The 15,139-nt window shown below is 63.2% G+C and carries 14 protein-coding genes and 1 other RNA gene; 14 read left to right on the top strand and 1 reads right to left on the bottom strand.

The window, feature by feature from the left end; all coding sequences use genetic code 11:
* The first annotated feature begins 111 nt into the window (after positions 1-111).
* The 5 genes from ACWGTI_RS25745 to rnpB all read left to right on the top strand — a co-directional run bounded on the left by ACWGTI_RS25745 (position 112) and on the right by rnpB (position 3,325).
* A complete protein-coding gene (locus ACWGTI_RS25745; protein ID WP_454574879.1) occupies positions 112-312 on the top strand; it encodes a hypothetical protein in 201 nt (66 codons plus the stop codon).
* A gap of 199 nt (positions 313-511) precedes the next feature.
* On the top strand, positions 512-1,231 hold the full coding sequence (locus ACWGTI_RS25740; protein WP_454589722.1) for a TerB family tellurite resistance protein: 720 nt from the start codon (positions 512-514) through the stop codon (positions 1,229-1,231).
* Positions 1,228-1,995, top strand: a complete 768-nt coding sequence (locus tag ACWGTI_RS25735; RefSeq protein WP_454589721.1) for an N-acetylmuramoyl-L-alanine amidase — start codon at positions 1,228-1,230, stop codon at positions 1,993-1,995. Before ACWGTI_RS25740 ends, ACWGTI_RS25735 begins: the two co-directional genes overlap by 4 nt.
* 177 nt (positions 1,996-2,172) lie before the next feature.
* Complete coding sequence (locus tag ACWGTI_RS25730; protein WP_454589720.1) at positions 2,173-2,877, top strand: lytic transglycosylase domain-containing protein; 705 nt, start codon at positions 2,173-2,175, stop codon at positions 2,875-2,877.
* 50 nt (positions 2,878-2,927) lie between these two features.
* Positions 2,928-3,325: RNase P RNA component class A (gene rnpB, locus ACWGTI_RS25725), an RNA gene on the top strand.
* Between the two features lie 68 nt (positions 3,326-3,393).
* Here the strand turns inward: rnpB and ACWGTI_RS25720 are convergent.
* Positions 3,394-4,509, bottom strand: a complete 1,116-nt coding sequence (locus tag ACWGTI_RS25720) for a cystathionine gamma-lyase (protein WP_454589719.1) — start codon at positions 4,507-4,509, stop codon at positions 3,394-3,396.
* A gap of 405 nt (positions 4,510-4,914) precedes the next feature.
* On the opposite strand from ACWGTI_RS25720, the gene mraZ reads away from it, so the two are divergent.
* Genes mraZ through ftsW form a run of 9 tightly spaced genes read left to right on the top strand, consistent with a single transcriptional unit; the run spans position 4,915 to position 15,138 of the window.
* Positions 4,915-5,388 (top strand): division/cell wall cluster transcriptional repressor MraZ, encoded by a 474-nt coding sequence (gene mraZ, locus ACWGTI_RS25715; protein ID WP_454574884.1) that lies wholly within the window; start codon positions 4,915-4,917, stop codon positions 5,386-5,388.
* Positions 5,385-6,401 carry a 16S rRNA (cytosine(1402)-N(4))-methyltransferase RsmH gene (gene rsmH / locus ACWGTI_RS25710; protein ID WP_454589718.1) on the top strand — a complete coding sequence of 339 codons (1,017 nt, stop codon included), beginning with the start codon at positions 5,385-5,387 and terminating at the stop codon, positions 6,399-6,401. Before mraZ ends, rsmH begins: the two co-directional genes overlap by 4 nt.
* A gap of 4 nt (positions 6,402-6,405) precedes the next feature.
* Positions 6,406-6,798: a cell division protein FtsL gene (gene ftsL / locus ACWGTI_RS25705; protein WP_454589717.1), complete on the top strand. Its 393-nt coding sequence runs from the start codon at positions 6,406-6,408 to the stop codon at positions 6,796-6,798.
* Between the two features lie 14 nt (positions 6,799-6,812).
* Positions 6,813-8,537, top strand: coding sequence for a peptidoglycan D,D-transpeptidase FtsI family protein (locus ACWGTI_RS25700; RefSeq protein WP_454589716.1), 1,725 nt, complete (start codon positions 6,813-6,815; stop codon positions 8,535-8,537).
* A gap of 54 nt (positions 8,538-8,591) precedes the next feature.
* Complete coding sequence (locus tag ACWGTI_RS25695; protein WP_454574888.1) at positions 8,592-10,046, top strand: UDP-N-acetylmuramoyl-L-alanyl-D-glutamate--2,6-diaminopimelate ligase; 1,455 nt, start codon at positions 8,592-8,594, stop codon at positions 10,044-10,046.
* Positions 10,043-11,476, top strand: coding sequence for a UDP-N-acetylmuramoylalanyl-D-glutamyl-2,6-diaminopimelate--D-alanyl-D-alanine ligase (locus ACWGTI_RS25690; RefSeq protein ID WP_454589715.1), 1,434 nt, complete (start codon positions 10,043-10,045; stop codon positions 11,474-11,476). The genes ACWGTI_RS25695 and ACWGTI_RS25690 overlap by 4 nt, the downstream gene beginning before the upstream one ends.
* Positions 11,477-11,495: 19 nt before the next feature.
* Positions 11,496-12,578: a phospho-N-acetylmuramoyl-pentapeptide-transferase gene (gene mraY, locus ACWGTI_RS25685; protein ID WP_023668273.1), complete on the top strand. Its 1,083-nt coding sequence runs from the start codon at positions 11,496-11,498 to the stop codon at positions 12,576-12,578.
* Positions 12,579-12,586: 8 nt separating this feature from the next.
* The gene (gene murD, locus ACWGTI_RS25680) at positions 12,587-13,987 is read left to right on the top strand and encodes a UDP-N-acetylmuramoyl-L-alanine--D-glutamate ligase (RefSeq protein WP_454589714.1); all 1,401 of its coding nucleotides are present in this window, start codon (positions 12,587-12,589) and stop codon (positions 13,985-13,987) included.
* Positions 13,987-15,138: a putative lipid II flippase FtsW gene (ftsW, locus tag ACWGTI_RS25675; RefSeq protein WP_454589713.1), complete on the top strand. Its 1,152-nt coding sequence runs from the start codon at positions 13,987-13,989 to the stop codon at positions 15,136-15,138. The genes murD and ftsW overlap by 1 nt, the downstream gene beginning before the upstream one ends.
* Position 15,139: the final 1 nt, after the last annotated feature.

The raw sequence follows: 15,139 nt of genomic DNA, 5'->3' as shown, positions 1-15,139 counted from the left end.
GCTCTTGATGTTACATGCGGAAACGCAACGTTACGAAACTCATGGGCGCCTGATGCATTTCCTGTTCGACCGTTCACCGCAACGTGAACGTGTGTTGAAGGAGAGTTCGTCATGAAAAAGCTCATTCTTGCTTCCGTTTCCGCCCTGGCCCTGCTCGGCGTTGCAGCCTGCAGCGACAGCGGGACGGATAACACCACCACCCAGAGCACCAATCCGCCAGCCGCCGAGCCGATGAAGCCGGTGACCCCGGATGCCCCGAAGCCCGCAGAACCGGCTCCGGCAACACCTGCTCCTGCCGCCCCGGCGCAGTAGCAGCAGTCTCGGTCACTTTGATGTGACGCGAGAGGAGGCCGGCTTCGCGCCGGCCTTCCTGCGTTTAGGGGCTACCCTGGCGGTTTCGGGACTACGGTCGGCTAATTCGTGTGGCGTGCGTCGGTTGTCTGCGTAAATCGATTCACCCCTGCGGCACTCTTGGCTTGATAGCGGTGGCCGGCGGCCCTAATAAGCGCTTATGTCGATTTGGGATCGCCTCGGCGAGTTCATCATCCGCGTTTCCTCGTCAGCCAATTCGGGCGTCACCGAAGTGGTCGAGGCTGTGCGCACTGTTTTTTCCGGCGATGCGGATTTGCGCCGGCGCGTTGCCTTCTCGGTGGCGATGATTGCACTGTCGGCGAAGATGGCCAAGGCTGATGGCATCGTTACCCAGGACGAGGTGCGCGCCTTCCAGGAAATATTCGAGGTGCCGAGAGAGCAGACCCGCAACGTGGCGCGGCTCTACGATCTGGCCAAGCGCGACGTCGCCGGGTTCGAGACCTATGCCGAGCGCATGGCGCAAATGTGTGGCTCGGGCCACTCCAACTGCGTCATGCTGGAAGACATACTTGACGGCCTGTTCCATATCGCCAAGGCCGACGGGCTGGTGCATGAACGCGAAGGCATTTTCCTGCACCGCATTGCCGAGATTTTCCGCATCGACGAAGTGCACTACGAGGCCATCATGGCCAGGCACGTCAATCTCGGCGCCGGCGACCCCTATCTTGTGCTCGGCATCGAACGCGGCAAGCCCTTCGACGAGGTCAGGAAGCGCTATCGCAAACTGGTGTCCGACAATCATCCGGACCGGCTGATCGCGCGCGGCCTCCCACAGGAGTTCATCAAGATCGCGACGACCAGGGTTGCAGCGATCAACGCGGCCTACGAGATGATCGAGCGGGGCCTCAGGCACGCATGAGCGGCTTCCTGCCCGACGAGCCGCGCGCCGAGGTCAGGGTATCGCCGAATTTCGGCCCGCGGCGCGAGACGCTCAGACCCGATATGATCGTGCTGCACTATACCGGCATGGCTACGGGTGCCGCCGCCGAAGCCTGGCTGTGCGATCCGGCCAGCGAGGTTTCCTCACACTATCTCGTCCACGAAGACGGCCGCATCGTCCAGATGGTGCGCGAGAGCGACCGCGCCTGGCACGCTGGTGCCAGTTCCTGGTTCGGGCGCACCGACATCAACTCCTGCTCGGTGGGCATCGAAATCGTCAATCCCGGCCATTCGCTCGGTTATTCGACCTTTCCCAAGCGACAGATAGAGGCGGTGATCGGGTTGTGCAAAGGGATAATCGGGCGCCGTTCCATTACGGCGCAACGGGTTCTCGCCCATTCCGACATCGCGCCAGGGCGCAAGATCGACCCGGGCGAGAAATTCCCCTGGAAGGCGCTGTTTGCGGCGGGGGTCGGCCATCTTGTGCCTGCGGCGCCGATCCGCCGCGGCGCGGTGCTGAAAGCCGGCGATACCGGCGCCGAGGTCGAGGCGCTGCAGTCGATGCTGGCACTCTACGGCTATGGCGTCGAGATATCCGGTATCTTCGACCGCCAGACCGAGATCGTCGTCGAAGCGTTTCAGCGGCATTTCCGGCCACGCCTGGTGGATGGCGTAGCCGACGGCTCGACAATCCGCACGCTGCAAAGCCTGCTGACTTCCCTTACGTCAGCTGCGTCTAAATAACCTTTTTCGAGTTACAGCCTGTCACTGAAAGTGAATTGCCTCGCCTTGTTCGACACCAATTCGGCCCTCAAAGGCATTTCGTGCAAGTTATCAGGCCTTCATCCCCCCGGAAGTCCCGATATTGATTAGGCGTTGCTGCGTGAAGATCTTCGCGCGGCTCAGACAGAACAGGACCACATGCAGAAATTGACCGTTGTAACGGCAGCTATTGCTGCCGGCGTGATGACTTTTGCCTTCAATGCGGCCGATGCCGCACCTCTGAGCCAGAGGGCAGACCAGGGCTTCATCGCCGCACCCGCCAAAACCGCCATGACGAAAGCGAGCCCGAAAGCCAAGAGGACAGCCACTGCCAAGGTGCAAAAGGCAGCTGTGGTGAAGGTCAGAAAAGCGACGGCCAAGAGGCATTTGAAGCGCGGCAGGAAGACCATCGACCGGACGACGACCGCATCGATCGGTCCGAGCACTGCTGCGGAATCGACGGCGGCGGCCGCGCTCGGCGGCCAGTATTCAGCGATCATCGCCCGCTATGCGGCGGCCGAAGGCGTGCCGGTATCGCTGGCCAAGGCGGTGATCAAGATCGAGAGCAACTACAGGCCCAACATCGTTGGCAGCGCCGGCGAGATCGGTCTGATGCAGATCAAGCCGGCAACGGCGCGCATGATGGGCTACAGCGGCTCGACCAAGGGCCTGTTCGATCCCGACACCAACATCAAATACGGCATGAAGTATCTCGCCATGGCGCGCAATCTCGGTGGCGGCACGACCTGCGGCACCATCCTGAAATATAATGCCGGCCATGCCGCGACGCGCATGAACCCGGTGTCGGCCGCTTATTGCGGCAAGGTCAAGGTGCAGATGGCGGCATTGGGATCGCCGGCATAAGTCTGCTTTTTCATTTGCGTTTTCGCACGTGAACCCCTTTATACGCTCTGCCAGCTGGCCGGGCGGCCGCACCCGCAAAGCCGAAAGGCTGCGGGTGAGGAAAGTCCGGGCTCCATGGAGACACGGTGCCGGTTAATGGCCGGCGGGGGCGACCCCAGGGAAAGTGCCACAGAAAGCAAACCGCCACGATTTATCGGGGTAAGGGTGAAAGGGTGGGGTAAGAGCCCACCGCGCGACTGGCAACAGGAGCGGCACGGTAAACCCCACCGGGAGCAAGACCGAATAGGGACGGTGCGAGGGGAAACCTTCGAGGGCTGTTTCCGGCTCACCGTCCGGGTAGGTTGCGTGAGGCGCATGGCAACATGCGTCCAAGATGAATGGCCGCCACGTTCTCGCCCCGCAAGGGGCGAGGGCCATACAAAACCCGGCTTACAGGCCAGCTGGCAGTTTCTTCCACTGCATCGTGACGAAATCCTTTGAGATCAGCAGGTTGCGCCCTCGGGCGCGCCTGCTGATTCAAGCGCCAATCCTGTCCAGCGATGCTTCGATCGCTTGCCACAGTTCTTCGACCGGCTCGCAACCGACCGACAGGCGCACGAAGCCTGGCGGAACGGCGTCGCCTCGCTTGGCGCGCCGCTCGGCTGAGGTGTGGACGCCGCCGAAGGATGTCGCCGCCTGCATCAGGGTGCAATTGTTGATGAAGTCCTCGGCTTTCTCCTCCGATGCAAACTCGAAGGAGACGAGAAAACCGAAACGCTCCATCTGGGCGCGGGCAAGATTGTGCGAGGGGTCGCCTTCAAGGCCGGGATAGCGCAGGCCGCTCACCGCGCGATGGTCTTTCAAGCGCTTCGCGATCACCTCCGCCGAAGTGCACATGCGGTCGAAGCGCACGTCCAGCGTCTCCAGGCCGCGATGGACCAGCCATGCCTCGAACGGTCCGGGAATGCCGCCCGCGGTCTCGCGCCAGCCGGTGACGGCGGCGATGATGTCGGGGTTGCGGCTGGCGACATGGCCGAACAGCACGTCGGAATGACCATTGGCCGCCTTGGTGTCCGCGGCAACGACAATGTCGGCGCCGAGATCGAGCGGGCGCTGGCCGAACGGCGTCATCGTGGTGTTGTCGACGACGACCGTTGCGCCCGCCCTATGGGCAGCCTCGGCGACGGCTGTGATGTCGCAGATGTCCAGTCGCGGATTTGACGGGGTTTCGGCATAGACAAGGCGATAGCCGTCGAAGCCGCCGTCGAGGAAAGTCGATGTCGGCCTGAGATCATAGCTGATGCCGAAGGGCTTGAGAAAGCGCTCGGCTAGCGCCCGCGTGGCGTGATAGCCGTCGGAAGGCAAAAGGACGCGGTCGCCGGTTTTCAGCAGACCGAAAAACATCGCAGAGATCGCCGCCATTCCCGAGGGGAAGCCGACGCATGGGGCGTCCTCCAGATGCGCCAGCATGTGCTCGACTGCGTCCCAGGTGGCGTTGCTGTAACGGCCATACTGACTGTAGCCGGCGCCGTCGCCCGGGTTGTGGAAAATGGCGGCCATGGTGAGCGGCAAAGGGATTGGGTCGCCTTTGGCAAGCCCGGCGCGACGCAGATGGGCAAGGGAGGCCGCTCGTGACCTGGCTGTTTCGGACATGGATTTTCTAACCCTGTTGCTGAGCGAAAAGACGGGCCGACGCTATGCGCGGGAGCGGTGCACGGCAAGCCGCCTCCGGTTGGGCCAAGGCCGCTCTAAACGGTTCGTTAGGCTTAATGGAGGATAAAGACGGAGTGCTGTCAGAGCTGCCCTCACCGGTTGTGGCGCGCGCGTTTTGTGAAGCTTGATCCCGTTGACGCCCATAGTGCCCCATGATATCCCATCTCGATACCAAAGCCTTCGTTCCGCGTCAGGGTAAAGCGTACGCCAATCGGGCAGCCGCGGCGGCTGTGCGTTTGCCGGGTTTTGCCGTTGGGAATGAAGCCGTTTTTCGGCAGGGGACGCGCTGCGGCGCGGGCGAAAACATGGAGAGGGGTGCGGCGGCGGAAGCGGCTGTAAGGTATCATGGACCGGTTTCTGTCAAGCGCGGTGAACAGGATCGATGCGAAGGGGCGGGTCTCTGTTCCGGCGCATTTTCGCGCTGTCGTGCAGAAGCGCGGTTATTCCGAACTCTACGCGCTGCGCGGCCTGGATGTCCCGGCGATGGATGTCGGCGGCCTCGACCTGCTCGACCGCTACGAACAGCGCATCGCGCTGGAAGATCCTTTTTTGCAGACGGCGGACGACATGTCCTTCTTCTGCCATGGCGACGGGACGTTCCTGAAACTCGACCAGGACGGCCGCATCACGATGAGCGATTTCATCCGCGAGCACACGGGCATTTCGACGGACGTGGCCTTTGTCGGCCGCGGCAACTTCTTTCAAATTTGGGAGCCGGGTCGGCTTGCCGCCTATGGCGCGCAGGCGCGCGCCCGGCTTTTGCAGCTTCGGCAGGGGACGACGGCTCACGAGGCCAAGGCTGGGGAGCGACCGGAATGATGGCGGGTCACGGCGATGATATCAGCGCCGTTGGCGGACCGGCCCGTCACATTCCGGTCCTCCTTGCCGAAGTGCTGGAGGCGCTTTCGCCCAAAGCCGGCGATGTGATCGTCGACGGTACGTTCGGCGCCGGCGGCTACACCAAGGCGATCCTGGCAAGCGGTGCCTCTGTGGTGGCGATCGATCGCGATCCGGACGCCATTGCCGCGGGGCGGAGCCTGGAACAGCAATCCGACGGCAGGCTGAGGCTGGTGCAGGCGCCGTTCTCGACGCTGGACGAACAGGTCGAAAGCGCCGACGGCGTTGTCCTCGACATCGGCATTTCCTCCATGCAGGTCGACCAGGCCGAGCGCGGCTTTTCGTTTCGCTCCGACGGTCCGCTCGACATGCGCATGGCGCAGGCGGGCTTGAGCGCCGCCGATGTCGTCAACAGCTTCAAGACGGGCGATCTTGCCCGCATTTTCGGTTTCCTTGGCGAAGAGCGCAACGCCGGTCGCATTGCCCGCATGATCGAGAGCCGGCGTGAAAAAAGACCCTTCGAGCGCACGCTCGACCTCGCCGACGCCATCGAGACGCATATCGGCCGCGCGCCGAAGGACAAGATCCATCCGGCCACCCGGGTCTTCCAGGCACTGCGCATCTTCGTCAATGACGAGCTTGGCGAACTGGCCAAGGCCTTGGTGGCGTCCGAGCGCGTGCTGAAGCCCGGCGGGCGGCTTGCCGTGGTGACGTTCCATTCGCTGGAAGACCGCATCGTCAAGCGCTTTATCGCCGACCGCGCCGACGCGGTGATCGGCTCGCGCCATATGCCCGAGGCACATGCACGCAACGCGACCTTCCGCAAAGCCGGTGGCGGCGTCACGCCCGGCGACGCCGAAATAGCAGCCAATCCGCGTGCGCGCTCGGCGAGGCTGCGCGCTGCCATCCGCACCGAGGCGCCGGCGCGCGCGGGCGATCTTTCGATTTTCGGCCTTCCCAAGCTTCCCGGCATCCAGGCGCCGCGAGAGAGGTGAACACTTGTTTCGAACCAGCGACATAGTCCTGATCGCCGTCATGGTCTCGGCCGCGGCCCTGACCTACAAGGCCAAGCGCGAGGCCGAGGAACAACTGGCTTCGGTACAGAAGATCGAGGCGCAGATCCGCTACGAGGAAGATACCATCGACCTGCTCAAGGCCGACTGGAGCCTGCTGACCCAGCCGTCGCGCCTGCAGAAGCTGGCCGAAACCTACAAATCGCAGCTCGCACTCGAGCCGGTCAATGCGCGGCAGATCGTCGGGATCGACGATCTGCCGGCAAAACCGCTCAACATAGAGGACCTGTCGTCGCAGCGGCTTGGCGGCATGGCTGATATCTCCGGCAAAGCACCAGCCGGCAAGGATCCCGTGGTGACCGGAGCCATCGTCCAATGATCTCCGGATTTCCCATGATCGCCAAACTTCCATCGATCGGCAAATTGCTGAAGCGCCGCGCAAGGACCGACGAGGGCGGCTCGATCGTCGTCGAGGGTGCGCGCAAGGCGACCGGCGGCAAGGCCAAGACCCGCATCATCATGACGATGGCGGTGTTCTTCGGCATCTATTCGACCATCGCCGGGCGGCTGGTCTATCTCGGTTTCCAGAATCCCGACATGTCGGGCGGGCCGCAAAGCCGGGTGACGGCGTCACGTCCAGACATCGTCGACCGCAACGGCGAGGTGCTGGCGACCGACATCAAGACGGCATCGCTGTTTGCCGAGCCGCGCCGCATCGTCGATGCCGACGAGGCGATCGAAAAGCTGTCGACCATTCTGCCCGACATCGACCCCGAGCAAACTTACCACAAGCTGAAGAGCGGCGCCGGCTTCGTCTGGCTGCAGCGGCAGCTGACGCCCAAGCAGCAGGCCGACATCATGCAGCTCGGCATTCCCGGCATCGGCTTTCGCACGGAAAAGCGCCGCTTCTATCCGGCCGGCGTGACCTCGTCCTACATTGTCGGCCTCACCAACATCGACAATCAGGGCATCTCCGGCATGGAGAAATACATCGACGCGCAGGGGCTGAGCGACCTTCAGGCCTCAGGGCTGGCGATCGCCAAGGATTTGAAGCCAGTGCAGCTGTCGATCGATCTGCGCGTCCAGCATGTGGTGCGCGACGAGATCGCCGCCGGCCTGGAGCGCTATCGTGCCATGGGCGCCGGCGCAGTCGTGCTCAACATCAAGACCGGCGAAGTGGTGGCGATGGCCTCGGTGCCGGATTTCGATCCGAACAATCCCTTCAATGCGCAGGACAAGGATCGGCTGAACCGCATGTCGGCCGGCCTCTACGAGATGGGCTCTACCTTCAAGAGCTTTACCTCGGCCATGGCGCTTGATTCCGGCAAGGCCAATATGAACAGCCGTTTCGACGCATCGCATCCGATCCGTGTCGGCCATCAGGCCATCCACGATTTCCATGGCAAGAACCGCGTGCTGTCACTGCCGGAAGTGTTCCTCTATTCCTCCAACATCGGATCGGCCCGTGAGGCCGAAATGGTCGGTATCGAAGGGCACCGCGAATTCCTGCATCGCCTCGGTATCCTGGACAGGATGCAGACGGAACTGCCTGAAGTCGCCCGCCCGACCGAGCCGAAGGTCTGGAAACAGGTCAACTCCTTCACCATCGCGTTCGGCCATGGCGTATCGACGACACCGCTGCAGGCCGCTGTCGGCTGCGCGGCGCTGATGCAGGGCTACCTGATCCAGCCGACATTCCTGGTCCGCAGCGAGCAGGAAGCGATGGCGGTGGCCAAGAGAGTGGTCAGCGAAAAGACGGTGGAGGGCATGCGCTACCTCTACACGCTCAATGCCGAGAAAGGCTCGGCAAGAAACGCCAGGGCCCCCGGGTATCGCGTCGGCGGCAAGACCGGAACGGCCGAGAAGGTCATCAATGGCCGCTACTCGAAGGAACTGAATTTCAATACCTTCGTCGCCGCCTTCCCGATGGACGATCCGCAATATCTGGTGTTTACGATTGCCGACGCTCCGCATCCGGAAAAGCCAGGGATGACCGACGTCGCCGCCAACAATGCGGGTGTCATGGCCGGCAATATCATCAGGCGGGCAGCCGCCATGCTTGGCGTGAAGCCAGATTTCAGCCATGAAAATGGTGCAACGCTGGTTTCCTATCAGTGATTCTTGGGGCGCGCCGGCAACTGCGCGCTATTTTGTTGAGATAAACGGGGTTCGATGCACCTGAGAGACTTAGCCGGTATCCTGCCTGTCGAGGGAACAGCTTCCCGCGATGTGGAGGTAACCGGGATTTCATCGGATTCCCGTCAGGTCAAACCGGGTGTCGTCTTTTTTGCGCTTGCCGGCAGCAAGGCGGACGGCGCTGCCTATGCCGCCGATGCGGCGAAGCGCGGCGCGGCGGCGATTGTTGTGGGCAAGACCAGCGCGGTTACGGGCCTGTCGGTCCCGGTTCTCAGCGTTGACGACCCCCGCCTGGCATTGGCGCTGAGCGCGGCAAGTTTCTTCGGCAAGCAGCCTGACACCATGGTCGCGGTCACCGGCACCGCCGGCAAGACTTCGGTCGCCGCCTTCACCAGGCAGATCTGGGAGCAGGCCGGCTTTGCCGCCGCTTCGATCGGCACCACCGGCGTGGTGGCGCCAGGCCGCAACGATTATGGGTCGCTGACCACGCCCGATCCGGTGGCTTTGCACCAGTTGCTCAAGGAATTGGCTGAGGCCGGCGTCACCCATGCTTCGATGGAGGCTTCCAGCCACGGTCTCGACCAGCGCCGGCTGGACGGCGTCAAGCTTGCCGCCGGCGGCTTCACCAATCTTGGCCGCGACCATATGGACTATCATCCGACGGTCGAGGATTATCATCGCGCCAAATTGCGCCTGTTCGACACGCTGCTGCCGCAAGGCGCGCCGGCTGTCATCTTCGCCGACGATCCGTGGTCGGCGCCGACGATAAAGGCGGCGCAGGCCGCGGGGCTCAGTCTGCTGACGGTCGGCCGCCACGGCGATTTCCTGCGCCTGAAGCGGGTCGAGCACGAGCGCCACCGCCAGCGCGCCGAGGTTGAGGCCGACGGCGTGATCTATGAGATCGACCTGCCGCTGGCCGGTGATTTCCAGATCGCCAACGCCCTGGTTTCTGCGGGCCTGGCTATTTCGACTGGAACACCAGTCGCCAAGGCTTTGATGGCGTTGGAGAAACTCCAGGGGGCACCAGGCCGGCTCGACCTTGTCGGCGCGACCGTCAATGGCGCGCCGGTCTATGTCGATTATGCCCACAAGCCGGATGCGCTGGAAAATGTGCTGGCCGCGGTGCGCCCGTTCACCACCGGTCGCGTCATCGTCGTTTTCGGCTGCGGTGGCGACCGCGATAGGGGCAAGCGGCCGATCATGGGCGAGATCGCCACGCGGTTAGCCGATGTCGTCATCGTCACCGACGACAATCCACGTTCGGAAGTCCCCGAAACCATCCGCGCCGCGATCCTCGCGGCTGCGCCCGGCGCCATCGAAATCGGCGACCGCCGCAAGGCGATCCACGAAGCGGTCGCGATGCTCAAAGCCGGCGATACACTGATCGTTGCCGGCAAGGGCCATGAAGAGGGCCAGACCATCGGCGCCGAGACATTTCCTTTCTCAGACCATGAGGAAGTCCGCTCGGCGCTGCGGGAGCGGGCCGCATGAGCATGCTCTGGACTGCCGATGCGCTGGTCGACGCCATGGGCGGACGGCCGCTCGGGCCGATGCCGGAGGGCATTTCGGGGATATCGATCGACAGCCGCAGCCTGCAGCCGGGCGATGCTTTCTTCGCCATCAAGGGCGAGGCGATGGATGGCCATGATTTCGCGACCGCGGCGATCAAGGCCGGCGCCGGCGTGCTCGTTGTCGCCGAAGGCAAATTGCCGTCGCTCGGGCGTCTGACGGCGCCGATGATCGTAGTGCCGGACGTGCTGGCGGCGCTGGAAAAGCTTGGCGCCGCCGCCCGCGCGCGCTCCAAGGCGAAAGTCATCGCGGTGACCGGCTCGGCCGGCAAGACCACCACCAAGGAAGCGTTGCGCCATGTTCTGTCGGCCGTCGGCAAAGTGCACGCCTCGGCGCAGTCGTTCAACAATCACTGGGGTGTGCCGCTGACGCTGGCGCGCATGCCGGACGATTGCGACTATGCGGTGTTCGAGATCGGCATGAACCATCCCGGCGAGATCCGGCCGCTGGTCAAGATGGTCCGGCCGCATGTCGCCATCGTCACGCTGATCGCCGCCGCCCATCTCGGCTTCTTCAAAAATCTCGACGAGATCGCCAAAGCCAAGGCCGAGATTTTTGAAGGCATCGAGCCTGGCGGTGCTGCATTGTTGAACCGTGACGATTCACGCTGGAAGCTGCTCGACAAGATGGCGCGCGCCGCCGGCATAGAACATGTCTTCAGCTTCGGCGAAAACGTCCGCTCGACCTACAAGCTGACCAAATGCGAGCTGCAGGCCGACCATTCCGTCATCACCGCCAGGATCGGCGGGCAAGAGGTGACGGCCCGCATCGGCGCGCCCGGGCGCCACATGGTGCAGAATGTGCTCGCTGTCCTCGGTGCGACACATCTCATCGAGGCTGATATCGGCAAGGTGGCGGAGGCGCTGGCGGATCTCTCTGCCGAGCGCGGCCGCGGCAAGCGGTATGTGCTGCGCCACCCCAAGGGACTAATCACGCTGATCGACGAGAGCTACAACGCCAATCCGGCATCGATGAGTGCGGCCATGGCGCTGCTCAATGCGACGCCTGTCGCGGGCGAGGGCCGGCGTATCGCCGTGCTCGGTGACATGCTCGAGCTCGGCGACCATTCGGCCAAGCTCCATGCCGCCCTGGCCGAACTGATCGTCGGCACTGGGACAAATACAGTTTTTCTCGGCGGCCCGGAAATGCGGGCGCTGGCCGATATCCTGCCCGCCGAAATCACGACGGAATACCGCGCCGGCGCCGAGGAGTTGAAGCCGCTGCTGTTGTCGGCGCTGAGGGCCGGCGACGTGGTGATGATCAAATCGTCGAAAGGCATCGGCTTTTCAAAACTGGTCGAGGCCTTGCTGGGCAAATATCCGGCGGAAGCCGCAGGCACGAAACAGAACTAGTTCCCGGGGACGGAATCGCATGTTTACACTGCTCGTCGATTTTGCGGACAAGGTCTCGGTCTTCAATGTCTTCCGCTACATCACCTTCCGCACCGGCGGCGCGCTGATCACCTCGGCGCTGATCGTCTTCATCTTCGGGCCGACCATCATCAATTCGCTCAGGCTCAGGCAAGGCAAGGGCCAGCCGATCCGCGCCGACGGTCCGCAGACGCATTTCAAGAAGGCCGGCACGCCGACCATGGGTGGACTGATGATCCTTTGCGGCATCGTCGGCTCGTCGCTGCTTTGGGCGAACCTTTCCTCGATCTATGTCTGGGTGGTGCTGCTGGTCACGCTGGGCTTCGGCTCGATCGGCTTTTACGACGACTATCTCAAGGTGACGAAGCAGTCGCATCTCGGCTTTTCCGGCAAGGCGCGGCTGGCGCTGGAGTTCGTCATCGCCGGCATTGCTGCCTGGGCGATCATGCATAATGGCCAGGCGCCGTTCTCGTCGTCGCTGACTTTCCCCTTCGCCAAGGAATTCATCATCAATCTCGGCTGGTTCTTCGTGCCGTTCTCCTGCTTCGTCATCGTCGGCGCCGGCAATGCGGTGAATTTGACCGACGGCCTCGACGGGCTGGCGATCGTGCCGATTATGATTGCGGCGGCATCCTTCGGCGTTATCGCCTATCTCTCAGGCAATGCTGTCTTCGCCGAATATCTGCAGATCCATTTCGTGCCCGGTACCGGCGAGCTTGCTGTCGTGCTCGGCGCCGTCATCGGCGCCGGCCTCGGCTTCCTCTGGTTCAATGCGCCGCCGGCGGCGATCTTCATGGGCGACACCGGCTCGCTGGCGATGGGCGGCCTCATCGGCACCGTCGCGGTCGCCACCAAGCACGAGATCGTGCTGGTCATCGTCGGCGGATTGTTTGTCGTCGAAATCCTGTCGGTGATCATCCAGGTCGGCTACTTCAAGATGACCGGCAAGCGCGTCTTCCTGATGGCGCCGATCCACCACCATTTCGAAAAGCTCGGCTGGACCGAAAGCCAGGTGGTGATCCGCTTCTGGATCATCGCCGTCATCCTGGCGCTGGTCGGCCTGTCGACCCTCAAGTTGAGATAGGAGCCCGCTTGGTCCCCGCCGCATCCTTCTCGGGCAAACGCGTTTCGCTCTTCGGGCTCGGTGGCTCGGGGATCGCCACGGCGCGCGCGCTGATCGAGGGCGGGGCCGACGTGCTGGCCTGGGACGACAATCCCGACAGCGTTGCCAAGGCCGCTGGACAAGGCATTGCGACCGCCGATCTGCGCGGCGCCGAGTGGGCGAAATTCTCGGCCTTCGTGCTGTCGCCCGGCGTGCCGCTGACACATCCCAAGCCGCACTGGACGGTGGAGCTGGCGCGTGGTTCGGGCGTCGAGGTGATCGGCGACATCGAACTGTTCTGCCGCGAGCGGATCTCGCGCGCGCCGACTGCACCGTTCATCGCCATCACCGGCACCAATGGCAAGTCGACGACCACGGCGCTGACTGCGCATATCCTGAAATCGGCAGGGCGCGACACGCAGATGGGCGGCAATATCGGCCGCGCCATCATGACGCTCGATCCGCCGCAGCCCGAGCGCCACTATGTCGTCGAATGCTCCTCCTACCAGATCGATCTCGCCCCCTCGATCAATCCGACGGCCGGCATCCTGCTCAATCTGACGCCGGATCATCTCGACCGTCACGGCACCATGCAGCACTACGCCTCGATCAAGGAGCGGCTCGTCGCCGGCAGCGAGACGGCGATCGTCGGCGTCGACGATAGCTGGTGCGCGCAGATCGCCGATCGGTTGGAGCGGGCGGGCAGGCAGGTGATCCGCATCTCAAAGCGGCTGCCGCTGACCGATGGCTATTTCGCCGACGGCTCCAATCTGATGGAAGCCGTGCATGGCCGCTACAGCCGCGTCGCTTTCCTCGAAGGCATCGGCTCGCTGCGCGGCCAGCATAATGCGCAGAACGCGCTGGCCGCGGTCGCTGCCTGTTTGAAGGTCGGGCTGGACCTCGGCGAGATCCAGGCGGGGCTCGAGAGCTTTCCAGGTTTGGCGCATCGCATGGAGCAGGTCGGCCGCAAGGACCATGTGCTGTTCGTCAACGATTCCAAGGCGACCAATGCCGATGCGGCGGCACCCGCTCTGTCGAGCTTCCCGCGCATCTACTGGATCGCCGGCGGGCTGCCCAAGGAAGGCGGCATCGAGCCGCTGCGCGGGTTCTTCCCGCGCATCGCCAAGGCCTATCTCATTGGTGAGGCAGCACCTGCTTTCTCGGCGACACTCGGTGAAGCCGTGCCTTACGAGATATCGGGCACGCTCGCCGCCGCGGTCGACCATGCGGCCCAGGACGCGGCCAAAGATGACAGCGGCGAGGTGGTGGTGCTGCTGTCGCCGGCCTGCGCCAGTTTCGACCAGTTCAAGAATTTCGAAGTTCGCGGCGAAGCCTTCAGGCAAGCTGCGAATGCTATCGAGGGTGTGAAACCCATCGGAGGGGCACGATAATGCAAAGCCGTCTCGACAAAAGCCCGGTTGCAACCTGGTGGTGGACAATCGATCGCTGGTTCCTGGCGGCGTTCCTGTCGCTGATGGGGCTCGGCATCGTGCTATCCTTCGCGGCAAGCCCGGCGGTCGCCGAACGCATCGGCCTCGACAGTTTCCACTTCGCTACCAGGCAGATCATCTTCACCGTGCCGGCGCTCGGCGTAATGCTGGCAGTGTCCTTTCTCGAATCCAGACAAATTCGGCGCATGGCGCTCGTCATCTTGTGCATCATGCTGGTGCTGATGGTGGCCGTGCTCTACATCGGCGTCGAAGTGAAGGGCGCGCGGCGCTGGGTGTCGTTTGTCGGCATGTCGATCCAGCCGTCGGAATTCCTGAAACCAGCCTTCGTCATCGTCTGCGCCTGGCTGTTCGCCGAACACAAGCGCCAGCCCGACATTCCCGGCAATCTGTTCGCGCTGCTGCTCCTGATCCTGGTCATCTCACTTTTGGTGGCGCAACCCGATCTCGGCCAGACCATGCTGGTGACCGGCACCTGGGGCGTCATGTTCTTCATGGCCGGGCTGCCATGGCTTTGGATCATCGCGCTTGGCGCCACCGGCGCCAGCGGCCTGTTTGCCGCCTATACGGTGTTCCCGCATGTCGCCGCCCGCATCGACAAATTCCTGACCGGCGAAGGCGACACGTTCCAGGTCGATATGGGTCGCGAGGCGCTGATCAACGGCCACTGGTTCGGCGTCGGGCCGGGTGAGGGCACGGTCAAGCGCGTGATTCCCGATGCTCATGCCGACTTCGTGTTTTCAGTCGCGGGCGAAGAGTTCGGCCTGATCATGTGCTTCTTCATCATGTCGATCTTTGCCTTCATCGTGCTGCGCGGCCTGAGCACCGCATTGAAGGAACATGACGATTTCACCCGCTATGCCGTCGGCGGCCTGGTCACGGTGTTCGGCCTGCAGTCGGTCATCAACATGTGCGTCAATCTGCAGCTGATGCCGGCCAAGGGCATGACCCTGCCATTCATCTCCTATGGCGGCTCCTCGCAGATCGCCATTGCCATCTCGATGGGCATGGTACTGGCGCTGACGCGCAAGCGACCGGAAAAGCGCAAGCAGATGGGCTTTGCCCTGTCGCAGCGCGCCTTGCCGGCGGAGTGAT

Source organism: Mesorhizobium sp. ArgA1 (assembly GCF_053714375.1).
Note: the sequence above shows the minus strand (reverse complement) of the source record. Positions and strands in the feature narration are given on the sequence as shown.